General features: G+C 37.1%; 22 protein-coding genes and 1 pseudogene. 11 read left to right on the forward strand and 12 right to left on the reverse strand.

The window, feature by feature from the left end; all coding sequences use genetic code 11:
• Both K2F26_RS21940 and acs read right to left on the reverse strand, forming a co-directional pair.
• Entirely contained in the window at positions 1–486 is a 486-nt protein-coding gene (locus K2F26_RS21940; protein WP_194056705.1) for a DUF4365 domain-containing protein, read from the reverse strand.
• 122 nt (positions 487–608) lie between these two features.
• Positions 609–2,579, reverse strand: coding sequence for an acetate--CoA ligase (acs, locus tag K2F26_RS21945; protein WP_220609479.1), 1,971 nt, complete (start codon positions 2,577–2,579; stop codon positions 609–611).
• A gap of 761 nt (positions 2,580–3,340) precedes the next feature.
• Between acs and K2F26_RS21950 the strand changes: the two genes are divergently transcribed.
• The 9 genes from K2F26_RS21950 (at position 3,341) to K2F26_RS21990 (ending at position 11,232) form a co-directional block, all read left to right on the forward strand.
• Entirely contained in the window at positions 3,341–4,033 is a 693-nt protein-coding gene (locus tag K2F26_RS21950; RefSeq protein WP_220609480.1) for a hypothetical protein, read from the forward strand.
• A gap of 76 nt (positions 4,034–4,109) precedes the next feature.
• Positions 4,110–4,532, forward strand: coding sequence for a hypothetical protein (locus tag K2F26_RS21955; RefSeq protein ID WP_220609481.1), 423 nt, complete (start codon positions 4,110–4,112; stop codon positions 4,530–4,532).
• A 246-nt stretch (positions 4,533–4,778) separates the two neighbouring features.
• Positions 4,779–5,369 (forward strand): Uma2 family endonuclease, encoded by a 591-nt coding sequence (locus K2F26_RS21960; RefSeq protein WP_220609482.1) that lies wholly within the window; start codon positions 4,779–4,781, stop codon positions 5,367–5,369.
• 168 nt (positions 5,370–5,537) lie between these two features.
• Positions 5,538–8,636, forward strand: a complete 3,099-nt coding sequence (locus K2F26_RS21965) for a type ISP restriction/modification enzyme (protein ID WP_220609483.1) — start codon at positions 5,538–5,540, stop codon at positions 8,634–8,636.
• 232 nt (positions 8,637–8,868) lie between these two features.
• The gene (locus K2F26_RS21970) at positions 8,869–9,117 is read left to right on the forward strand and encodes a hypothetical protein (RefSeq protein ID WP_194056693.1); all 249 of its coding nucleotides are present in this window, start codon (positions 8,869–8,871) and stop codon (positions 9,115–9,117) included.
• A complete protein-coding gene (locus tag K2F26_RS21975; protein WP_220609484.1) occupies positions 9,114–9,374 on the forward strand; it encodes a type II toxin-antitoxin system RelE family toxin in 261 nt (86 codons plus the stop codon). The genes K2F26_RS21970 and K2F26_RS21975 overlap by 4 nt, the downstream gene beginning before the upstream one ends.
• 111 nt (positions 9,375–9,485) lie before the next feature.
• A complete protein-coding gene (locus K2F26_RS21980; protein ID WP_194056689.1) occupies positions 9,486–9,827 on the forward strand; it encodes a hypothetical protein in 342 nt (113 codons plus the stop codon).
• Positions 9,824–10,249 (forward strand): HNH endonuclease, encoded by a 426-nt coding sequence (locus K2F26_RS21985; RefSeq protein WP_220609485.1) that lies wholly within the window; start codon positions 9,824–9,826, stop codon positions 10,247–10,249. The genes K2F26_RS21980 and K2F26_RS21985 overlap by 4 nt, the downstream gene beginning before the upstream one ends.
• Before the next feature lie 263 nt (positions 10,250–10,512).
• Positions 10,513–11,232 (forward strand): TerC family protein, encoded by a 720-nt coding sequence (locus tag K2F26_RS21990; RefSeq protein WP_220609486.1) that lies wholly within the window; start codon positions 10,513–10,515, stop codon positions 11,230–11,232.
• A gap of 122 nt (positions 11,233–11,354) precedes the next feature.
• Here K2F26_RS21990 and ndk read toward each other — a convergent pair whose 3' ends face one another.
• A complete protein-coding gene (gene ndk / locus K2F26_RS21995; protein WP_220611983.1) occupies positions 11,355–11,804 on the reverse strand; it encodes a nucleoside-diphosphate kinase in 450 nt (149 codons plus the stop codon).
• 392 nt (positions 11,805–12,196) lie between these two features.
• On the opposite strand from ndk, the gene speA reads away from it, so the two are divergent.
• A complete protein-coding gene (gene speA / locus K2F26_RS22000; RefSeq protein ID WP_220609487.1) occupies positions 12,197–14,239 on the forward strand; it encodes a biosynthetic arginine decarboxylase in 2,043 nt (680 codons plus the stop codon).
• Between the two features lie 85 nt (positions 14,240–14,324).
• On the opposite strand, the gene K2F26_RS22005 is transcribed toward speA, so the two are convergent.
• The 3 genes from K2F26_RS22005 to K2F26_RS22015 all read right to left on the reverse strand — a co-directional run bounded on the left by K2F26_RS22005 (position 14,325) and on the right by K2F26_RS22015 (position 17,706).
• Positions 14,325–15,494, reverse strand: coding sequence for a nucleotidyltransferase family protein (locus tag K2F26_RS22005; RefSeq protein ID WP_220609488.1), 1,170 nt, complete (start codon positions 15,492–15,494; stop codon positions 14,325–14,327).
• A 171-nt stretch (positions 15,495–15,665) separates the two neighbouring features.
• Positions 15,666–16,490, reverse strand: coding sequence for a segregation/condensation protein A (locus tag K2F26_RS22010; RefSeq protein WP_220609489.1), 825 nt, complete (start codon positions 16,488–16,490; stop codon positions 15,666–15,668).
• 139 nt (positions 16,491–16,629) lie between these two features.
• Entirely contained in the window at positions 16,630–17,706 is a 1,077-nt protein-coding gene (locus K2F26_RS22015; protein WP_220609490.1) for an AI-2E family transporter, read from the reverse strand.
• A gap of 154 nt (positions 17,707–17,860) precedes the next feature.
• Between K2F26_RS22015 and pdxH the strand changes: the two genes are divergently transcribed.
• Positions 17,861–18,505 carry a pyridoxamine 5'-phosphate oxidase gene (pdxH, locus tag K2F26_RS22020; RefSeq protein WP_220609491.1) on the forward strand — a complete coding sequence of 215 codons (645 nt, stop codon included), beginning with the start codon at positions 17,861–17,863 and terminating at the stop codon, positions 18,503–18,505.
• Positions 18,506–18,631: 126 nt separating this feature from the next.
• Here pdxH and K2F26_RS22025 read toward each other — a convergent pair.
• The 6 genes and pseudogenes from K2F26_RS22025 to argB all read right to left on the reverse strand — a co-directional run.
• Positions 18,632–18,943: pseudogene (locus K2F26_RS22025) on the reverse strand (hypothetical protein); the annotation flags it as partial.
• Positions 18,944–19,019: 76 nt separating this feature from the next.
• The gene (locus K2F26_RS22030; protein WP_220609493.1) at positions 19,020–19,583 is read right to left on the reverse strand and encodes a Uma2 family endonuclease; all 564 of its coding nucleotides are present in this window, start codon (positions 19,581–19,583) and stop codon (positions 19,020–19,022) included.
• A 464-nt stretch (positions 19,584–20,047) separates the two neighbouring features.
• The gene (locus K2F26_RS22035; RefSeq protein WP_220609494.1) at positions 20,048–21,316 is read right to left on the reverse strand and encodes a serine/threonine-protein kinase; all 1,269 of its coding nucleotides are present in this window, start codon (positions 21,314–21,316) and stop codon (positions 20,048–20,050) included.
• A gap of 838 nt (positions 21,317–22,154) precedes the next feature.
• Positions 22,155–22,985, reverse strand: a complete 831-nt coding sequence (locus K2F26_RS22040) for a DUF3153 domain-containing protein (protein ID WP_246605625.1) — start codon at positions 22,983–22,985, stop codon at positions 22,155–22,157.
• A 115-nt stretch (positions 22,986–23,100) separates the two neighbouring features.
• Positions 23,101–23,619: a tetratricopeptide repeat protein gene (locus K2F26_RS22045; protein ID WP_220609496.1), complete on the reverse strand. Its 519-nt coding sequence runs from the start codon at positions 23,617–23,619 to the stop codon at positions 23,101–23,103.
• A gap of 174 nt (positions 23,620–23,793) precedes the next feature.
• Complete coding sequence (gene argB, locus K2F26_RS22050; RefSeq protein WP_220609497.1) at positions 23,794–24,684, reverse strand: acetylglutamate kinase; 891 nt, start codon at positions 24,682–24,684, stop codon at positions 23,794–23,796.
• Positions 24,685–24,731 lie beyond the last annotated feature (47 nt).

The raw sequence follows: 24,731 nt of genomic DNA on the forward strand, positions 1-24,731 counted from the left end.
TTATCTCCATTGTTGATCAGAAAATTGTGAAGCTAAATTATTATTGTTATATTGACTCCAAAAGTTATTTACTTCATCCCAAAGGATTTCTCTATTGTGCTTATTAATAGGAAAGTTAGTAGCTAGACTTGAGAGAGATGTTAAATTTTCACCATTAGCAGAAACTAAATAACCGACTTCTTGAACTTCATCAATTCCCACTATATAAGTTGGTGCTGGATAAGATGCTATACCAATTACAGATTCCTTTTTTACTTGTACCTTTAAACGGTTGTCTTTTTTAGTATAACCTTGTCTGGTAGTTTTGACTTGGACAAAAAAATAAGGAATATAAGAACCCGCACCTACTAACTCAACAATAAAATCAACATACTGCCATTTATCTCCTAAAAACTGTGGCTTAAAAATAGGACCAGCAGCAGAGTGAAATTCTGTTATTAAGAGTTTAAATATTGCTTCTCCCCTCTCTCCCAGTGCATCCCTCATTGTGTTCTGTATACCCCTATCTTAATTCAAATTATCATCTTCTTGCCAAAATACAGGGTAGGCAAAATTGCCCACCCCATATTACTTAGCGCCTCTGCGCCTTTGCGTGAGCTTAACCTAAACTATGCACCTTCCCGCAACTTATCCAACACACTGCGATCCTCAAGAGTCGAAGTATCCCCTGACACCTCCTGACCAGCGGCTAAATTCCGTAACAACCGCCGCATAATCTTTCCTGATCTTGTCTTAGGCAAAGCATCAGTAAACCTAATCTCACCAGGACGAGCGATCGCACCAATTTCCTGAACAACGTGCTTTTTCAGTTCCTTACTCAACTCCTCACTGGGTTGATAAGTTCCCTCTAAAGTCACAAAGGCTACAACCTCTTCACCCTTCAACTCATCAGGTTTACCGACCACCGCAGCCTCAGCAACCGCCGGATGAGACACTAACGCAGATTCTACTTCCATAGTCCCCAAGCGGTGTCCAGAGACATTCAGCACGTCATCCACACGACCCATGACCCAGAAATAGCCGTCTTCATCCTTTCTTGCACCATCACCCGCAAAGTACGTATATTTACCATCTTTGGGCGGAATATGTTCCCAATATGTGCGGCGGAAACGCTCAGGATCACCGTATACAGTCCGCATCATTCCCGGCCAAGGATGACGTACCGCTAAATAACCACCTTCATTATCGGGAACTGTGTTACCTTCTAAATCCACAATATCCGCAATAATACCAGGAAAAGGACGAGTAGCAGAACCGGGTTTAGTAGCAATTGCACCGGGTAAAGGTGTAATCATAATGCCACCTGTTTCCGTTTGCCACCAAGTATCCACAATCGGGCAACGTTCACCACCGATAACTTTATGATACCAGATCCAAGCTTCGGGGTTGATAGGTTCACCGACAGTACCCAACAACCGCAAGGATGAAAGATTCCGGGATTTAGGATGATGTTCACCCATTTTAATAAAGGCGCGGATAGCGGTAGGAGCAGTATAAAAAATCGTCACCCCGTATTTTTCAATCACATCCCAGAAACAACCAAGATTAGAAGCACGGGGCGCACCTTCATACATTACAGTAGTTGCACCGTTGGAAAGGGGACCATAAACAATATAGCTATGTCCCGTAATCCAACCTACATCAGCAGTACACCAATATACATCTGTTTCCTGTAAATCAAAAATCCATTTTGTGGTAATATGGCTGTATAGGTTATAACCGCCTGTAGTGTGTACTACGCCTTTGGGTTTACCCGTACTACCAGAGGTATAAAGAACAAATAGCATATCCTCGCTGTCCATTGGTTCAGCCGGACAGTCAGCAGATACACCTTGTTGTAAATCATGCCACCAGTGATCTCTTCCTGGTTCAATATGGGTTTTTTGACCGGTGCGTTTAACCACTAAGACATCTGTAACACTGGGTGCGGCGTTATCTGCTAAAGCTTTATCTACCTGTTCTTTCAGCGGTACAATAGCATCCTTACGCCAACCACCATCAGCAGTAACTACTACTTTAGCTTGAGCATCGTTAAGGCGATCGCGCAAAGCTTCCGCACTAAAACCCCCAAACACAACGCTATGGGGTGCGCCTATTCTCGCACAGGCTAACATAGCAATAGCAGCTTCGGGAATCATAGGCATATAGATCCCCACGCGATCGCCCTTGTTCACACCCAACTGTTTGAGAACATTAGCAAACTGACAAACTTCACGATGTAACTGAGCATAAGTTAGCGTGCGTGAATCTCCTGGTTCACCTTCCCAAATTAAAGCCGCTTTGTTTTTACGCCAAGTCGTTAAATGTCTATCAAGACAGTTATAAGAAATATTAATCTTGCCATTGACAAACCACTTCGCAAAGGGAGGTTGCCAATCTAGCACTTTATCCCATTTTTCAAACCAATGTAACTCATTTTCCGCTAAATCTGCCCAAAACTTCTCAGGATCAGCCTTGGCTGCATCATAAAGACGCTGATAATCTTCCAGACTTTTAATTTGAGCTTTTTGGGAAAAATCACTAGCTGGATGAAACAGACGCTTTTCCTGTAGGATGGATTCTATAGTCGGTTGCGACATGATGACTTATGTAAACAATATTGTGACTGAAAACTATTGTTAGCAAAGTTTTGGCAAATATTGTTTAGATTTTCATTAAGCTATATGAATCCAACCGTCTATCACAGAATTATCAAATTGTGTGATATCCTATTTTATTCCTTCTTTGTGTCCTTTGCGTCCTTTGCGGTTCGTTAAAGAAGGCAGGAGGCAGGAGGCAGGAGGCAGAAGGGAAGAGGTTTTGAGAAATTTTACATTTTTTTACATACCTCGGTTTTGTCTTACCGATTTACTTATCCCAGTAACCCAGTTGACAAAAGTCATAAATAAGCAAAAATAAGCCACTGAGGAGATAAAAACTAAAGAAAATATTAAGTATGAGTGAGGAAAAGAAAAACAGTACATTTTGTACCTGAAAACAGGATAAGATAGAAAAGTATCAAAAAATAAAAAAGTGCATCCCCAGATGCAGAAAATAAACAACCAGAGTGATAGAGACTGACACCAAAAGATAGTATACTAACTACTGTGGCTGTAGGTATTTTGCATCAGCTAACTGGGTAAAACCAGAGTTGTAAAATCCTCAAATTTTGGCGAATACAACATTTGTCCAAAAATGTCAATATAATCTTTCTTTAATTAAGCAAATTTTACCAAAATTTTACCAAAAACCAAATTTTAACACCAAACACAACAAACTATGAATCATATACATCTGTTCCTAGGTATAAATTGAAAACAAAATGTTTATTTAGTTTAGTGACTAAAAAGTAGGGCGTAGTTTGCAAGCAAAAGAGATAAAGGATAAACTAAAGTTATTAAGCGAGAAAGCCGCAACAATAGATCCTCAGTTAGCCAAAAGATTAAATGAGATCAATCGTTGGGTTAAATATACTCGCCCAGGGTCCCTGACTGCTAAACCTTATGTGCTTGCGTTTCTCCTAGAGGTAATTACAGACTCTACAATTTGGCTACTAATTAAATCATTACCTTCCGAAGCAGCCAGACAAGCAAAATTTGAGCAAATGACAGCCAATGAAAGGTATTGGTATGGTTGTTTATTTCCTAAGTGGATCAACTCAACAGATGCCAAATTTTATATTTGGAAGAAAAAAGTGATGGCAGGGGAGTTTAATCAGTTGGATGATGATATTATTAAATCAATAGCTCAAGATATTGTACGTCGTGAAGGGAGTGTTTGGCAGCGTTATATTGCCGACCTTTCTATGGCTACAGATTTAATCGTTAGTAATCATCAACACAAACCACTTTGTATTCAAATTACCAGTGTTAGTAAAGAATTTCATGGTCAAAAATATGAAAAGTGGCAAAATGCCCTGCAAATGTGGGAAATAGAGCGAGGATTGTTTTTAAGTTACAATCCTGCCGAAAATGATTTTATCCACCAGTTAGTAAATGTGGCGCTGTACAACAGTGATCATCTGTCCCAAGGAAAGTATGTCAACTTTTCCTGATATCAAATTGTTGATATTGAACACCTGAGTCCTATCCTGAATAGTTACCTGCTTACGACAGCATTTATCAGCATTTATGCTTAACCAAAAAGAAATGAACAGCATTACTCAAGTAGATGAATTTGCTGAAATTTTAGCAGCAGCCCGCAGAATGCAACAAGACTGGTTAGAATATGGAGTAAATTATGTACATCTTTATGTTGAAGATGCCGATGGAGATTGGTTAGAAAAATGGGATGATGATGAAATATTGAATCATTCTTTATTAGATACTATTAAAGAATTTTTAGTAAGTAATGATGATATAGCAGTAAAAATTAGGTATCGTTTACGAGATAGGCCACTGTTTGATTTAGCTGTAGATTTAGAGGAATGTTTGGGGATTTCTAGGGAAGATCAAAAAATATTAGCTATTAGCGATATTCTAGCGCGTTATCTTCATATTTGTGATCTTGATTTACTGGATTTAGCAAATAATTTGCTGGATAAGTTGCTGTAATTTTCCCAGAGCATATTTTAACAGTAGGGGTTTAGCAATGCTAAACCCTCACAGCAGTAAGTAGATAATGAAAAAATTTCACCCCTGTTATTGTGAAATGCAGCAGGAGTCAGGAGTCAGGAGTAAAACCCTATTTATGTCTAGGTTTCAAGTTAAATTCTGTACTAGATTGATCTACTTAATTGATCTGCAATCTGCTGTATTGCTATAGAGTATAATGGATTAAAAATAATAGCGGTTTTTTCTATGACAGTTCCACTTGTAGAACAGGAAACAGAAAAACTGATAACTGTACCTGGTGTTTCTTGGCAACAGTTTAAAACTATTGAAGTGCAGTTAGCAGAAAATCATGCTGTAAAATTGGCATATTTAGCAGGGGTTCTAGAAATAATGTCTCCTATTGGTGATAAACATGAATATGTGAAAAAAACCCTTTCTTATTTATTAGAAGCATACATGAGATACAAGGGGATTCGGTTTTATGGTAGGGGTGGTTTTACTTTAGAAGCAGCGGGTTATGCTTCGGGAACACCGGATGAATCTTATTGTATTGGTACTAATAAAGAAGTACCTGATATTGTGATTGAAATTATCGTTAGTAGTGGTTCAATTAATAGAACTGAATTATATAAACCTAAGCGAGTTCCTGAAGTTTGGTTTTGGAGAAATAATAAAATCCAAATTTTTAGTTTAAATGCTGTTTTGGAATATGAGGAAGTTAACCGTAGTCGGTTTTTTACAGATTTGGATCAGGAGTTATTATTGCAGTTTTTAGCTATTCCTGATCAATATGATGCGGTATCGCAATTTATTGAGTTTATTAAGGAGAAATATTAAGTATTCAGCTATCAGTAATCAGCTTTTAGTTATTTTTTGCAATAATTCTTTACTTATTTTCTCTTGTCTTTGCATCAAAAATCACATACAATTATTATAATTAAACGCAGATGAACGCCGATTAACGCAGATAGAAAAACAGGTTAATTAGTCAGCATTTAGTAATTTATGTCTAGATTATTAGTCACCCAATATCAAGCGGAAGTCCAAAAAATCATCCAGTTTGGTGGTTCAAGAAAGGAAACTTTTATCCGTTTCGCTTTTCAAAATCTGTTAAATGAATATTGCAAACGTCGTGATTTTTTACTTATTCCCGAATTAGATTTTAAATTACCAAATGGTAAATTGGTTTATCCCGATGGTACGGTGAAAGATGCTTTGCGGTTAGATTGGGGTTACTGGGAAAGTAAGGACGAATATGATAATTTAGATCAGGAAATTGAGAAGAAGTTAAATAAGGGTTATCCTGATAGTAATATTTTATTTGAAGATTCCCAAACTGCGGTTTTAATTCAAAGTGGTACAGAAACTATGCGCGTATCTATGCAAGATGCAGACGCGCTAGATGGTATTATTAATAACTTTATAAATTTTGTTCGTCCTGAAGTACAGGACTTTCGAGAAGCGATAGAAATATTTAAACAAGATATTCCCATTATATTAGATTCTCTCAGAAAGTTGATTGATTGTCAAGAGGGAAATAATCAATCTTTTAAAAGTGCAAGAAATAAGTTTTGGGAACTTTGTAAAAAGTCTATTAACCCGGAAATTACATTATTAGATATTCGGGAAATGATGATTCAACATATTTTAACTGAGGATATTTTTATTAATATTTTTAGTGAGTCGCAGTTTCATCAAGAAAATAATGTTGCGAGGGAGTTACAAGGGGTAATTTCGACGTTTTTTACGGGAAGTTTAAAGCGGAATACTTTGGGAAGTATTGAAAGATATTATGCGGTAATTAAAAGAACTGCTGCTAATATTGTTAATCATCAAGAAAAACAGAAGTTTCTCAAAGCATTATACGAGAATTTTTATAAAGCATATAATCCTAAAGCTGCGGATAGGTTGGGTATTGTGTATACCCCTAATGAAATTGTTAGGTTTATGATTGAAAGTGTGGATTTTTTAGTACATAAGCATTTTGGTAAGTTGTTAGCGGATAAAGATGTAGAAATTTTAGATCCTGCGACGGGTACGGGTACGTTTATTACTGAGTTGATTGATTATTTACCTCCCCATTGTTTACAGCATAAATATAAACAGGAGATTCATTGTAATGAGGTGGCAATTTTACCTTATTATATAGCGAATTTGAATATTGAATATACTTATAAACAGAAGATGGGGGTGTATGAGGAGTTTGAAAATATTTGTTTTGTCGATACTTTAGATAATACATTGTTTGCAGGTAAGCAAATGGATTTGTTTGCGATGACTTTGGAGAATACGGAGAGGATTAAAAGACAGAATGATCGGACTATTTCGGTTATTATTGGGAATCCTCCTTATAATGCAAAGCAGGAAAATTTTAATGATAATAATGCAAATCGGAGTTATCAGAATATTGATAAGTTGATTAAGGAAAGTTATGTAAAATATAGTAAGGCGCAAAATAATATTGTACTTTATGATATGTACACTAGATTTATTAGATGGGCTTCTGATAGACTAGGTAAAAATGGGATTATTGCATTTGTTTCCAATAGTTCATTTATAGATTCTTTGACTTATGATGGTTTCAGAAAAGTTGTAGCTAAAGAATTTAGTGAAATTTATATTATTGACACTAAAGGTAATGCGAGAACTAGCGGAGAACGAAGAAGAAAAGAAGGAGGTAATGTTTTTAGTAATGAAATTAGAGTAGGTGTAGCTGTTTATTTTTTAGTCAGGAATGAAAAAGCAGATGGTTTCAAGGTTTATTATAATGCAATTGATGATTATATAGATGCAGAGGAGAAGAAAAAATATTTTAGTTCTCAGAAATTTAGGGATTTAGGTTTTACTCATATTAAACCAGATGCTAATGGTAATTGGATAAATCAAGCGGATAATGATTTTGATGATCTTTTACCTTTGGTTGATAAAGATGTAAAAGCAGGTAAAGCAGAAGCAGCAGTATTTAAGTTATTTTCTAGAGGTATAGAAACAAATCGAGATGAATGGGTTTATGATTTTAACAGAGCTAGTTTAAAAAATAAAATACTTTTTTTGAGTGTCAAATATAATTATTCTGTAGATAATCAAGAAAAAGACTTATGTATTAAATGGAATTCTTCTTTAGAACAATTTATGATTTCTAAAGTTAAAAGTAAACTTACTGACTTTAAACTTAATACTATACCTATAATTTGGCTACTTTTTGGTGAAATAAACTGTATAGCTGGGATTATATTTCTTTATAATTCCCGTCATGAAAATTTAATTATATTCTCTGCATATAGACCATTTTGTAAACTTTATTTATATACAGAAAAAATCTTTAGTCATAGATTAACTCAAAATCACTATGATATGTTTTCAAATAATTTGAATAGTTTTAATATTGTGATTACCTTTCAGAGTTTTGGTAGTAACCGTCCTTTCAATACTTTAGCTAGTGATTTACTTCCAGAAGTTCATTTTACGGGTGCTAATCAATGTCTCCCACTCTACCGTTACGACAAAGAAGGAAACCGCATTGATAATATAACAGACTGGGGATTAAAACAAATTCAAACCCATTATCAAGATGAAACAATCACCAAAATAGACATCTTCCATTATACTTATGCAGTATTACATAACCCAGAATACCGCAAAAAATACGAACTAAATTTAAAACGAGAATTTCCCCGTTTACCCTATTATGAAAACTTCCAAAAATGGGTGAACTGGGGAAAACAACTTATGGAATTACATATAAATTATGAAACAGTCACACCTTATAATTTAACCCGTGTTGACATTCCCTTAAAAGACACCCAAAAAACCATTAAAGTCAAATTGAAAGCAGATAAAAATCAAGGTGTCATTATCTTAGATGATATTACCACATTAACAGGAGTTCCTGAAATAGCTTGGGAATATATGTTAGGAAATCGTACTGCATTAGAATGGATATTAGATCAATATAAAGAAAAGAAACCCAAAGATCCCACCATTGCGGAAAAGTTTAATACTTATCGGTTTGCAGATTATAAAGAACAGGTAATAAAACTGTTGATGAGAGTGTGTACAGTGAGTGTAGAGACGATGAATATTATTAAGGAAATGAGTGTATGAATGAAGAAATTACTGTCACCTGTCACCTGTCACCTAATTTTGTCTGAATCAGGATAACCAGGATTACAGGATTTACAGGATGGAATAATTTGTAGATCCCCGACTTCTGAGAAAAATTACTAATTTATGGAGATGATTAAAAAAAGAAGTCGGGGATCTTGTTTTAATAAAAATAGAAAAAAGTGATAAAATTTGATATAATTAAAAAGTGATAAATTAGAGGATTGAGAAAATGACAACAATTAAATTACAAATTCCCTTAGAATCATTAATAGAGGCGATCGCATCTTTGAGTTTAGCGGAAAAACAAAAAATCCTACAATTCCTAGAAGAAGATTTAATAAATGATGATGAAGATAATTTAATAGAAGAAAATCCGCAAATAATGAAAGAAATTGCAGAAGCGAGAAAAGCTTATCAAAATGGTGATTATCAAACAATTCAAGAATATATAAAAAATCACAAGCGTCAAATTTCATGACTTACCAAGTTATTATTCCTAAACCAGTTCAGAAACAACTGGAAAATTTACCACCAAACATTAACGAGAGAATCTTAGAAAGAATTTTAGCTTTAGTTGAAGATCCTCTTCCATCGGGAGTGAAAAAACTCAAAGGTTTTGAAAATGAATATAGAATTAGAGTAGGAGATTATAGGGTACGCTATGAAATTGATGATGTAAACTTAACAGTCATAGTTCTGCACTGTTCACACAGGAAAGATGTGTACAGAAAATAAACTTTGATATTTATGGAAATGATTAAAAAAAAGTCGGGGATATTGTTGTATCTTATAATATAAAGTATAATAAAATCTGAATCACATTAATTTTTGAATCAATCTAAAATTATGCCTGAATCAGTGCAGTACATAACTAACACCCAAGGAGAAAGAATTGGTGTGTTGTTAAATATGGAAACTTACCAACAGTTAACCAATTTATCGGCAAATTCAGAATTATTAATTGGTTTAACTGAGGATGAATTGCAAGCTTTAGCAGAAACTTCTTTATCTGTTAAAAGTCAAACTGAATTAGATAATTTATTGATGAAAAATGCTGATCATCAATTATCTGATGAAGAAAGAGAAACGTTAGATAAATTAATAGCGCAGATTGATCAATTGAATATCCTCAAAACTAGAGCAAGATATACTTTAAACCAACTGGAAAATAAATCTAAAGTAGCGTGAGTATTTACATTTCTGTTGAATTACAGACGAAAATCCGTCGTTGTTTTGGTGATTGTTGTGCTTACTGTCGTACTGCTGAATATTTAACAGTTAGTACCTTTGAATTTGAACATATCATTCCTCGATCTGCTGGGGGTGAAACTGTATTTGAAAATCTCTGTCTATCTTGTCCATCTTGTAATCGTTATAAAGCAACTCGTCAAACAGCAATTGATCCGAATACCCAGGAAGAAGTTAAATTATTTCATCCACAACAACAGAGATGGATAGATCATTTTACTTGGAATGAAGATCATACAGAAATTATAGGATTAACTGCTGTAGGGAGAAGTACAATTAATGCTTTAAAAATGAATCGTCCACAATTAACTCGTGTGCGGAAAATGTGGGTAAAGATGGGTGAACATCCACCCAATTTGTAATTTTTAATTTGTCCGAATCAGGATAACCAAGATTAAAGGATTTACACGATATTTAGATCCCTAAATTCTGAGATAATTTAGTAATTTTATTGATGAGATAAAAAAAGAAGTCGGGGATATTTTTATTTACTGTCAACTGTCAACTGTCACCTAATTTGGTCAGAATCATGGTAAACTAGAAAAAGTAGCAATTTATTACAGTAGCTATCGTAAAAATATATATTGCTGTTAATTTAAAATTTTCCGTTGTTTGAGAAATTGGAATGCTAGACCAAATATTTGATTACCTACACTTTAATTTCAGCTTTGAAGCATCTATAGTTCTGCTGATATTGGTTTTTCTAGAAGCGGTGCTATCCGCAGATAACGCGATCGCCCTCGCTGCGATCGCCCAAGGACTAGAAAACCAAAAACTAGAACGTCAAGCATTAAACATTGGTTTAGTATTTGCCTATGTATTAAGAATTACTCTACTGCTAACAGCTACCTGGGTACAAAAATTTTGGCAATTTGAATTATTGGGTGCTGCTTACCTGCTGTGGTTGGTATTTCAGCATTTTACATCCCAGGAAGAAGAAGACCATCACCATCACGGACCCAAATACAGTTCTCTATGGCAAGTTATACCAGTAATTGCCTTTACAGACTTAGCTTTTTCCTTGGATAGTGTGACGACAGCGATCGCCGTTTCCCAAGAAACCTGGTTAGTTCTCACCGGTACAACCATCGGTATCGTCACCCTGCGATTTATGGCCGGGTTATTTATTCGCTGGTTAGATGAATATGAAAATTTAGCAGACGCAGGTTATATCACTGTAGCGTTTGTGGGTTTACGTCTATTAATCAAAGTCATCAACGAAGCTTTAGTACCACCGCAATGGATCATGGTAAGTGCGATCGCCATAGTTTTAACCTGGGGATTTTCCAAACGCACAGAAGTAGAAATCAAAACCCAAGAACCTGAAAAAACAGAAGTAAAATAGGGACTGGTGATTGGGGACTGGGGACTGGGGACTGGGGACTGGGAAAATACAAATAATTTCCCCCTGCTCCCTGCTACCCTGCTTATTAACTGTCACCTGTCACCTGTCACCTGTCACCTAATTTACTCTTTCAACCAAGGAGCTAAATGAGGAGTCCAGCTAACCAACTCCTCATCCTTAAACCAGAGTTTAATTTCCCGTTGTGCAGTTTCGATCGCATCAGAACCGTGGATCAAGTTCCGACCAATATTAATCCCAAAATCACCGCGAATAGTACCAGGTTCAGAGGTTAAAGGATTGGTAGCACCAATAATTTTTCTTGCAGAAGCAACCACACCTTCACCTTGCCAAACCATAGCCACAACGGGACCAGAGGTAATAAATTCTACCAAACTAGCAAAGAAAGGTCTTTCTCTGTGAACATCATAATGTTGTTCAGCCAACTCTTTACTGACATTCATAAACTTTAAGCCTACCAGGGTAAAGCCTTTAGTTTCAAAACGACGGATGATTTCACCCACCAACCCGCGTTGAACTCCATCAGGTTTGATTGCTAAAAAAGTGCGTTCCAAAGCTGTCTCCAAAAGCATAAAAAAGTTATCTGGGTTAATTGTCAATTGTATGTACGTCTTTTGTCTAGTAGCTACAGGAAGAAAGAAGGAGGCAGGAGTCGTAGGGGCGAAGCATTCGGAAAACAACCTTGGACAAAAATTAATAATTTATCGCTCGAATGCTTCGCCCGTACAGCAGTTCAGGAGTCAGGAGTTATTTATTTTGGATTTTGGATTTTGGATTGTTTTTGTTATCTAAAATCTAAAATCTAAAATTTTTTTCCCCAGTCCCCAGTCCCCAATCACTCTTAACTCATTCTTAACCATAAAAAAATCTTTATCAGTGCATATCTGTTAATGAACTAATTTGTTAAATTGTTAGTTCGTGGGTGATATACAGAGGTCAGGAAGAAATGGGTGTTGAGTCAACTACCGATGAGATGGTGAAAGTGCCTACCAATGGTCATAAATCAGATAAGTCAGATAAATCAGATAAGTCAGAAGTGAAAAACCAAAAGCACAAGAAACTGTTACCACCTAGCACCACGTCAGGAGATTTATCTCGGACTTGGAAAATTGAGGATAGTGAGGACTTATACCGCATTGAAGGTTGGGGTAAGCCTTATTTTTCCATCAATGCTGCTGGTCATGTGACAGTTTCTCCCAAAGGCGATCGCGGGGGTTCTCTAGATTTATTTGAATTAGTCAATGCTTTAAAGCAGCGAAATTTGGGACTTCCGTTGTTAATTCGCTTTTCCGATATTTTGGAAGACCGGATAGAGCGATTAAACGCTTGTTTTGCAAAAGCGATCGCTCGTTACAATTATCCCGGTGTTTATCGTGGTGTTTTCCCCGTCAAATGTAACCAGGAACGCCACTTAATTGAAGATTTGGTGCGATTTGGTAAACCTCATCAATTTGGGCTAGAAGCCGGTTCTAAACCAGAATTAATGATTGCTCTAGCTATATTGGATACACCAGGAGCATTGTTAGTTTGCAATGGCTACAAAGACCGAGAATACATTGAAACGGCAATGTTAGCCCAAAAACTCGGACAAACACCGATTATCGTTTTAGAACAAATTGAAGAAGTAGATATAGCCATTGCAGCTAGTCATCAGTTAGGTATTAAACCGATTTTAGGTGTACGGGCAAAATTAAGCACCCAAGGCATGGGACGTTGGGGAACATCCACAGGCGATCGCGCTAAGTTTGGTTTAACCATCCCCGAAATTATGGAAGCAGTGGAAAAACTCAAAGAAGCCAATTTACTTGATTCTTTGCAGTTGTTACACTTCCATATCGGTTCGCAAATTTCCGCCATCAATGTGATTAAAGATGCCATCCAAGAAGCCAGTCGCATTTATGTAGAATTAGCCATGTTAGGCGCAGACATGAAATATCTGGATGTGGGTGGTGGCTTAGGTGTAGATTACGACGGTTCACAAACCAACTTCTACGCCTCCAAAAACTACAATATGCAAAACTATGCTAACGATATTGTAGCCGAGTTAAAAGATACCTGTTCAGAACGGCAAATTTCCGTACCTACACTGATTAGTGAAAGTGGGAGGGCGATCGCTTCTCATCAGTCAGTTCTCATTTTTGACGTTCTTAGTACCAGTGACGTACCCCGCGATACCCCACAAGAACCACAAGAAGGAGAATCACCAATTATTAGGTATTTGTGGGAAACTTATCAATCCATCAACAAAGAGAACTATCAAGAATTTTACCACGACGCAGCCCAATTCAAAGAAGAAGCCATCAGCCGTTTTAACCTGGGTATTTTAAGACTCAAAGAACGGGCTAAAGCCGAGCGTTTATACTGGGCTTGTTGCCACAAAATTCTAGAAATTACCAGACAACAAGAATACGTTCCCGATGAACTGGAAGACCTGGAAAAAATCATGGCTTCCATCTATTATATCAATCTTTCCGTATTTCAATCAGCGCCTGATTGTTGGGCAATTGATCAACTATTTCCCATTATGCCCATACATAAGCTAGATCAAGAACCCACCCAAAGGGGAATTTTAGCAGACCTCACCTGTGACAGTGATGGTAAAATTGACCGATTTATTGATTTACGAGATGTCAAATCAGTTTTAGAACTGCATAAATTCCAACCTAACGAACCCTATTATCTGGGAATGTTCCTCAACGGCGCTTACCAAGAAATCATGGGTAACTTACATAACCTCTTTGGTGACACAAACGCCGTTCATATCCAACTCACACCCAAAGGCTACCAAATAGAACACGTTGTCAAGGGTGATACCATGAGAGAAGTCGTAAGTTACGTACAATACGACTCAGAAGACATGGTAGAAAACATCCGCCAGCGTTGTGAACAAGCCTTAGAAGAAAACCGCATTACCCTAGCCGAATCTCAAAGACTGCTACAAACTTACGAGCAAAGTCTCATGAGATATACTTACTTGAATAATAGTTAGGACGGGGAGGCAGGGGAAGCAGGGGAAGAAAAATACTTCTTCACTGTCACCTGTCACCTGTCACCTGTCACCTGTCACCTGTTCCCTAAATTATACTTGTCCCTAACAATTCTGCGATCGCTTGGTGTTCTAAAGGAATTTGTGAAGGTGGGGTTTGACGTGCATCTGTAATTAACCAGTCTAAAGCGGCTGCTTGCACATCAATAGCTGCACCGGTCTTATCCACACAATAACGACCAAATACCAGCTTATCAACCAAACGGACTCCCGGACTCAAGCGCGACCATTCAAATATCACACTATTATCTACTGTTGCACCACTACAAATCCAGCAATTAGGTCCAATCATCGCCGGTCCAACAATTTTCGCACCGTCTTCAATTCTTGTCATCCCACCAATGTAAACAGGTCCAGTAATATCCACCTTATCCCAATTTACGGCTACATTCAAACCAGTATAAATACCAGGAGCGACTTCATAACCAGGAATCTGCACATTTTTAATTTCACCCAATAGCACACCGCGAATAGCCCGCCAATAATCAGGTACTTTACCAATATCTACCCATTCAAAATCCATCGGAATGGCATAAAAAGGCGCATTGATTTTTACAAGTTCCGGGAATAATTGACTACCAATATCATACTCAACCCCAGAAGGAATATATTTAAACACCTCTGGTTCAAAAATATAAATACCTGTGTTGATATTTGTACTGAGTGCTTCTTCTGTAGAAGGTTTTTCTTGGAAGGCTTTAACGCGGTTATCTTCATCGGTGACAACCACACCATAGCTAGAAACTTCTTCCTTGGGAACAGACTTAGTAATAATGGTAGCAATTGAACCTTTAGATTTATGCCACTTTACCGCCGCAGTTAAATCTAAATCAATTAAAGCATCACCACACAAGACCACAAACGTATCATCAAAAAAAGGTGAAAAGTCTTGGATACGGCGCATACCCCCAGCCGAACCTATGGCTTCCCCTACCAGTTTACCATCATCATCAATTTTCCCTTCAAAAGAATAGGCAATCTGCACACCAAACCGCTGACCATCACGGAAATAATTTTCAATTTCCTCCGCTAAATGGCTAACATTCACCATAATCTCGTTAAAACCATGTTGACGCAATAGCTCTAACAAAAATTCCATCACTGGCTTTTGCAAGATGGGAATCATTGGTTTGGGAATGGTATATGTAATAGGACGTACACGAGTACCTTTACCCGCTGCGAGAATCATCGCTTTCATAATTTTTTTTTCCTCAACTATTCCTCAACTATTCCTCAACCACAAGCCAGTTTACTGTTTTTATCCCGTGATACTTAATCATCACTAAGTTATATTTATCAATGTACTAGGATTCTGGGTTTTGCTCATGAATAATTTAGTTTATGGTAGTTTATGGTCGTTTATGGTCGTTTATGGGGTTGCACGGTTGGCTGAACTAGGTAAACGGATTGTGATCTCCTGGTAAAATTCTTCCTGATATAGCTCTACTTTAGATTGTGCAGACAGCAGCAGTAAAGCCCAAAAAACGCTCACCATGTCGCCATTTTCTGATTCATGGTCAGAATCATTTGCATTTGCTGGTTTTTTATCTGCTTGCTTTGTCTGAGTCCACAAATTTAACAGTTGCTCTAGATTCCAACATTGTTCCTGTACATTTAACTCCCTTGCAGAAAGATGCAGCACCTGTTCTAGTTCTGAAGCTACTTCTGTTAAATTTTCTTGGTGAGCTAATTCTAACGCCTCCCGCATCGTTTTCATACTCGGCTGACGCTTAGGACGGATAGGTTTGCTGGTTTTCTCTACCCGTTTTAGCTGGTTAGCCATAATCTGCAATTGCTCAATTAGCTCTTGCAAAGTCACACGACGCTTTGGTGGTGGCATAGCTGCTGGACGACGACGCAACTGTCGCTCTAATTGCAAACGTTGAACATTGTATAATTCTCCATCCGCGATATCCAGCATTGCATCATCAGACACATTATCTATAATATTATCTACGGTTGACAATTGCATCAAAGTATTAGCTTTAAATAGTACAAGCATGGATGCTGACAAAAAAGCCTGTCCCGATTGAGATAAATCAGTTTCATAACCTCTAGGGGTGGTTTGTGGTGACATTAGTTCTAAGTAACGGTCTATTACCTCAATCACCTGCACATCCCAAGGATCTATTTCTCCCTTTTCGGCTTGTTCAATCAGGTGTGTAATTGTTTCTAATAGTTTTTGGGCATCCATTAATTTGTTAGGGAACAGGGAACAGGGAACAGGGAACAGGGAACAGGAGTCAGGAGGCAGGGGAGGCAGGGGAAGTAGGGGGAAGTTAATAACCCAATCACCAATTACCAATCACCAATTACCAATTACCAATTACCAATCACTCATCATCAACAACAGCATAACTATATACAGAATTTCCATTTTTGTTGTTTTTAATAGCGTCGAAAGTGCCTTTAATAGTACCAGCAATGGGTACAGCAACCAGTGTTCCCAACAAACCAGCAATTTCAAATCCCATCAAAATCGCTATAAAAATCCATAGGGGATTGAGTCCGATAAAGTTACCCAGTAACTTGGGAGATAGGATATTATCTTTGATTTGCTGCATAATAATTGCTACCATTGCTACTGGAAATGCTAACCACCAAGTCTGTAAAAACACTAATAATGTTACCAACCCTATCCCTAATGTAGCGCCGATAAAGGGAATAAGCTCAGAAATACCAATGATAATGGCAAATAATAGGGCAAAAGGTACTCTTAAAAATAAGAAAATCGGTGTCAGGGCTACCACCATAAACAGTGCCAGTAATAATTGGCTAAGGAAAAAGTTCTGGAAATTTAATTGTAAGGACTTGCTGAAGGGGATACCAATATAAGATGGGAGGAGATTAATTAAACCATACCACAGGCGATCGCCATATAGCAGCATATAAAAAGCCAGTACAATTACTAACACTATATTCAGCAATGCTGATAACAAAGTTCCCGCAAATCCCACCGCACCAGAAGCTATCTGTTGTAGAATATTCTGCACACCAGCATTAATTTGCTCAGTTACTAAACTCAAGTCAAGTTTTATACGTTTTTGCCGCGCTAACATTTGCAAATTTTCCAGGTTGTCTTGACTAGAGGCTAACCAATCAGGAATTTTATTTAAAAGTTGGATTGTTTGGTCAATTACCATCGGTACAAGGGTAAAACCCAAAATAATCAATAAAGCTAAAGTGATGATTAAAACTATGATCACTGCTTGAGTCCGAGTAATCCTAACTTTTTCTAATAATTTCACCGGGTAATTCAGCAAAAACGCTAAAATTGCCGCAATACTCAAGATAGTAATTGGATGCTGGAAATAACGAAACAGCAGAGACAGTAGCCAGACATTGAGAGCGATAATCGGACCACTCAGACCATAAATTAGCAGAGTTTGTAAAGAGGCTGAACGGCGCATTTGATTTAATCTTTAGGCAGGAGGCAGGAGGCAGGAGGCAGGAGGCAGGAGGCAGGAGGCAGAAGGCAGGAGGCAGAAGGCAGGTAATAGGTGATAAATATATGATAATTAATATGATAATTACCAATTACCAATTACCAATTACCCATTACCAATGGATAAAAATATTGCTGACCTTCGCAAAGACTACACTTTGCAAGATTTGAATGAAAAGGAAGTTAACCCTAATCCTTTTATACAATTTAAATTATGGTTTGATCAGGCTCTAGAAGCAAAATTACCCGAACCTAACGCCATGACTCTGGCTACATCTACCCCAGATGGTAAACCTTCAGCCAGAATGGTATTATTAAAAGACTTTGATGAAAGGGGCTTTGTTTTATTTACCAATTACAATAGCCACAAAGGACAGGAACTAGCAGCAAATCCTCAAGCTGCATTAGTATTTTGGTGGGCAGAATTAGAACGTCAAGTGAGAATTGTAGGATGTGTAGAAAAGATTTCTTCTGAAGAATCTGATGGATATTTTGAGGTACGCCCTCATAATAGTCGTTTGGGTGCTTGGGCTTCTAATCAAAGTGAAGTAATTTCTAGCAGGGAAGTTTTAGAAGCACAATTACAGGATTTCCAGCGTAAATATGAAAATCAGGAAGTTCCTAGACCTCCTCACTGGGGCGGTTTTCGCGTAATTCCCCAGGAAATAGAGTTTTGGCAAGGACGTTCTAGCCGTTTACATGATCGGTTGCTTTATTCTCGGTGGGATGATGGAAGTTGGAAAATAGAACGTTTGTCACCTTAAAGAATAGGTGACAGGTGACAGGTGACAGGTGACAGGCAATAGTAATTATACAATTGTGTTCGGATCAATACCTAGTTCTCGTAACTTAGCTGCTAATAAATCTGCACGTTGACGTTCCTGTTCAGCTTCTCCTTCGAGGTTGGGGGTATAACTGCGACGTACCACATCAGCAGCTACAGGATGCACCTGTGGCACATAAAACCAGTCGGGGGCTTTGACGATGATTTTTTTGTTTAAAGTGGCTACCAGCCCAAAATTAGAGCCAATCAGCATTTGTGGGAGGATGCGTCCTGCTGCACCTAAAGCGTCGGTGAGTGCAGCAGCTAAAGGCGGTTGTTGAATATTTTCCACTGGGTCGTCAGGTAAAATAAAATCAGCGGGAAGTGCTTCCCAGGTGACAGTTGGTGTTTTTTGAGTTGGGTGAGTTTGTAGAATCATAGATTTATTTATAGGTGATGTGAATTAGGATTTACCAGATTTTCAATGTTGAAATCAGAAACAATTTGGATATTCTTTAACTTTCCATTTTTAACCAGCCAAATATTTGATTAACTGTTAATTGTAAATTGATTTCTTCTAAAATTGGTAATTGTTGATCACCTCTGAATAATTCTAGTTGTTGTTGGGGACGAAAAACCAAAATAGAACGATCTTCAGGATCTATTAACCAACCTAACAAACAACCATGATTTAAACAATATAAAATATTATCTATCACCCGATTTGAATTTTGTTCAGGTGAGAGAATTTCAATAGTCCAATCTGGAGGAATGAAAAAATCATTAGGGACTTCACCTTCAGCAGTAAAGGGAATATTTGACCATTTCAAAACCGCGATATCAGGAACTACGGAACGCACTCCAAAACTACAACGCAACTCAGGAAAAGCATAGGCGATTTTTTCAGCTTCGGTGATATCGTTAATAGTATTGCATAGTCTTAATTGTAAGCGGCTATGTTTTCCTTTGGGCATGGGTTTAGTGATAATTTCCCCGTTGATATATTCTCTCACCGGTTTGGTTTCTGGGAGTTTGAGAAATTCTGTTAAAGTGAGGGATTGATTAATTATTGTGGTCATGATTTCTCAATCCTGTAAATTAGGATATGATTATAGTTTAACTTTTTTTGTCTGAATCAGGATATCCAGGATTACAGGATTTTCAGGATGTTATTTGATGATGGTTGGTTATTCTGAAAGGATTTTTTTGTCTGAATCAGGATATCCAGGATTACAGGATTTTCAGGATGTTATTTAATGATGGTTGGTTACGCACAAGTCACTAAAGAACGAACCGCAAAGAACGCAAAGGACACGAAGGTAAGAGGTTTCAGAGAGATTTTCTGTTTTCATCCTCTACATCTATAAATGTTAGTTGTCCTGATTCTCACTATCTGCGTCTATCTGCGTTTATCTGCGTTCTTATCCTGTACATCCTTAAATCCTGGTTATCCTGATTCTGACAAAATACAATTTCTGAAAATTTAGATCAATCTTCAAAAACCATCCTGTACATCCTAAAATCCTGGTTATCCTGATTCAGACTATTCCAACCGCCAGATTTTGATAGTGTTGTCATCACTCCCACTCACTAAAGTTCTACCATCGGGGCTGATGGCTAGGGAACGAACTGAGTCAGAGTGACCAGTCAATGTAGATTTTAATTCTCCTGTGGCCAAATTCCAAATTTTAATAGTGTTGTCATCGCTTCCAACTAAAGTGTTACCATCGGAGCTAATAGCTACAGAATTTACATCATCATGTGTAGTCAGGGTATTAATTAAAATTGCTGAAGTTTTGGGGGTGACTGGGGGTGTAACTGGACTAACTATATCTGGTTGCAATATAAATCCTACCAGTATTGATAAGCAAATTATTATCAAAACCACAATTCTATTTATTCCATATTTTGGTTGTGTTTGTGGTTTAACTGGAGGTTTTACAAATTCTAAAACTTCCCCTGCTGACTGATAACGGTTTTGATATTCTACCTCTAATAATTTATCTAAAATATTTCCCAATTCTACACTCACAGATTGCTGTAAATGCTTACGCCATTCTTTCACCCAACTGTAACCTTGTCTACTCCACAAATCACCAGGATAAACCCCTGTCATTAAATAAAAACAAGTTGCACCTAAACTAAATAAATCACTAGCAGGATAAACCTCTCTATCTTCCATTTGCTCCAAAGCTGCGTAACCGTAAGTACCGATTTGTGTACCTGGTTTCATTGTTCCCTGGAGTTGTTTAGAAGCACCAAAATCAATTAAAAATAATTTCCCATCACTGCGACGACGCATAATATTTTCTGGTTTGATGTCGCGGTGAATGATATTATTACTATGGACTATTTGCAAAACTGGTAATAAATCAAGTAACAAATCCCGGATTTTTTGTTCGTCAAAAGTTCCTTGATTTGCTAACTCAATCAATAAATTTTCACCTTCAATAAAATCTTGAATTAAATATAAACAATCATCCTCATCAAAATAAGCTTGTAATTGGGGAATTTGAGGATGTTTCAGGTCTTTTAGTTGTATTGCTTCTTGCTCAAATAACTCCTTGGCTTTTTTTAAAGCGTAGGTATTTTGAGTTTGAGGTGCAAATTGTTTAATAACACACTTCTCATTTAATTTATCAACATCTTCAGCTAAATAAGTCTTCCCAAAACCACCACCACCCAAAGGTTTAACAGGACGATAACGGTTTCTCAGGACAACCAAAGGAACACCACAATTAGGACAAAACTTTGTCGTATCTGGTACGGGTGGATTATGACAGTCTGGGTTCAGACAACATATCTGATTCATTGTTTGGGGTAGATACTTTGATATTTATAATATATACAATAATATACTCGCTAATTTCATAACACTGATGTTTTATTTCTTAGCGTCTTAACGTCAGCACCTTAACAATTCTTAACTTAAAAATCCCAAAAAAGTTTCAACACCGTTTTTTAGCCCAAAATTATTGACAATGGTTGCGAATGACTAACGTATTTTCAAGGGTCTTGACTTCTGAGAGGGTTGTGTTATGATAGTCTTGAGAATAATCCAAAGGAGTTGTATTTTCTAAATCACAATATCCGGGATTTGAGGATTTTCAGGATGTTATTTAATGATGGTTAGTTATTCTTGAAGGATTTTTTTGTCTGAATCAGGATATCCAAGATTACAGGATTTACAGGATGTTATTTGATGATTGTTGGTTACGCACAAGTCACTAAAGAACGAACCGCAAAGAACGCAAAGGACACGAAGGTAAGAGGTTTCAGAGAGATTTTCTGTTTTCATCCTCTACATCCATAAATGTTAGTTGTCCTGATTCTCACCATCTGCGTCTATCTGCGTTCATCCGCGTTCCGAAAATCTCAACCCAGGCTATTAAAAACCCTATATATATTGCGCCCACAGATTTCCACTCATAACATAAGTTTACAACCAACTTCGCAGCTTGTCAAGTCGAAAACTAAAAAAATATGCCATTGCCTACATCCTATACATCCTAAAATCCTGGATATCCTGATTCAGACAAAATTTATCTATTTCCTCACGCAAAGACGCAAAGGCGCAAAGCAAAGACGCAAAGGCGCAAAGCAAAGAAGCAAAGAAAAAATCCGCGTTCATCTGTGTTCATCTGCGTTTTTTATTCTGAAAATCCTGATTCTAATAATGTATATCGCACATAATAACCACCCCAAACAAACAGGATTATTATTAATGTACCAATACCCAGGAAGTTAGGAGTCCAAAACACGACTTCTATATGATTTAACTCACCTGGTTTGAGTTTCCATACCATTTGTTTACCTTTCTTTTCTGGTTGGAGAATATTTTCAGTTTGTTGAATATTCTTAACTCCCCAAGGTGTCTGTAAGCTAAAATCTAAATCAATAATTGAATCTGTAACTTTGAAGCTGTTTCCTTTACTGGTAAGTGCAGCAAGAGAACGCAAATCTAAATCATAGATTAAGTGGTTTCTTGATACAAGTAAGAAGTTATTATCCTGTACAATTAAGTTAGATGCTATATTTGGTAATTCATCTGTTTCAACTTTATCAAGTTTTTGAGTAGTGGGATAGTTGAAAAAAACGCTAAATTTTTCTTGTAGTTCCTTTCCATTGGTAAAGGGTATTTTGACAATAATTTCTTCTGGGGAAATGCGTTTTACTGAACCTGATAGTTTTCTAGCACGACGTTCTAAGCTTTGCAACCATTCGGAAACATAATCACCGCTAAAACTGATGACTGTTTCTGGTAATTTAATATGTTGTACTAATTCGCCGTTGTTGGTATGATTAAAGTTAATTACTAAATCATATTGTACACATCCAGATAATGTTAAAGATGCCAAAATTAGGAAACCTGAAATTAGTTTTTTTGAGGTTTTTAAGTTGATGATGTTTTTAAAAACTAATTTCGCTGTTTTTATTAATATTAAATGAAATCCGGTTTTTGGCAAATTATCTATATTCATAATATTCAGAAGATGCAAAATATTCATAAACTTGTTTTTTCTAAATTTACCTTTTTACTGTCACCTGTCACCTGTCACCTGTCACCTATTCACTCACCTGTCCCCAGTCCCCAACTCATACACTTAACCAAACTAAATAGGAAATTGTTAAAGCGACTGCAATTAAAGCTACCCAAATAAAACGATTATCTTTTGTATTGACTTGACTGAGATCAATGTATTCTGGTTCTGGGGTTTTTTGTTTTGTGGTTTTTTTGGGTTTTGCGGTGATGACTGTTTTAGCTTCGTTTTCCCCAATATTACCAAAATCGGGAATTTCTGTCATCCATTCTTTTGGGCGTTTGAGTTTGGGTGCTTTTAAAATATATACTAATCTTTTTGCTTGTGATCTGGTTTCATAATGGGGATGACGGGTGAGTTGTTGACAAAGTGCGATCGCATCTTCTGAACGTCCCGCAGCTTCATAAGCATTCACCAACCAAATGTCTACTTCACCTCCAAAGCGTGTATTCTTTGCTAATAAGGAACTAGCTTTTTCTAAGTTTTCTACAGACTCCCGATATTGTCCATTTTCAAAAGCTACTTTTCCAGCAATGTAACGATTTTTCGCAATTTCTAAACTTTCTGTAGTCATTTTTCATTTGTCATCTGTCATTTGTTATTTGTCATTAGTTATTGGTCATTAGTTATCAGTAATTAGTTATTAGTTAATTCTCCCAATCACCAATCACCAATCACCAATCACCAATCACCAATCACCAATCACCAATCACCAATCATCAATCACCAATCACCAATCACCAATTTATCATTTAACTTGAGAACCTAAAATCATTGTACCAATTCCCACATCTGTAAAAATTTCTAACAATAATGCGTGAGGAATGCGACCATCAATGATATGTGCAGCTTTGACTCCTTGAGCGAGCGATCGCACACAACAAGTTACTTTAGGAATCATCCCTCCACTAACTATACCATCGTTAATCAATTGACGCGCTTCTGGAATATCTACTTTAGGAATCAAGGTAGATTGGTCCTTGTAATCTGTTAAAATACCCCGTGTATCTGTGAGTAAAATTAACTTTTCTGCTCCTAAAGCAGCTGCTATTTCTCCCGCTACGGTATCAGCATTAATATTATAAGCTTGTCCGTTATCATCAGCAGCAACGCTAGAAACTACTGGAATATAACCATTACTGGCGAGAGTTTCTAAAATCTTGATGTTAACATTACTGACTTCCCCCACAAAACCAATACCTTCATCACCTTGAGGACGAGCAGTAATTAAATTACCATCTTTACCGCACAGTCCCACGGCCATACCCCCAGCTTGGTTAATCAAAGCGACAATTTCTTTATTGACTCGGCCGACTAACACCATTTCTACCACATCCATTGTTGGTGCATCGGTGACACGCAACCCATTTTTAAACTGAGCTTCAATTCCTAGTTTACCCAACCAACTGTTAATTTCTGGTCCACCACCATGTACTAAAATTGGTCGCAAGCCTACACAGGATAAAAATACAATGTCACGGATAACTTTATCTTTGAGGGTGCTATCTTTCATGGCCGCACCTCCGTATTTCACAACCACGGTACGACCTGAGAATTTTTGAATGTAGGGTAGTGCTTCGCTGAGAACTTCTACGCGATTAGCTTCCGCTTGCCTGATATACTCGGTATCGTTAATCATTTTGAGAATTTGCTAATTTTCAATTTTTGGGATGCAGGATTTTTACA

The organism is Sphaerospermopsis torques-reginae ITEP-024 (assembly GCF_019598945.1).
GTDB lineage: Bacteria > Cyanobacteriota > Cyanobacteriia > Cyanobacteriales > Nostocaceae > Sphaerospermopsis.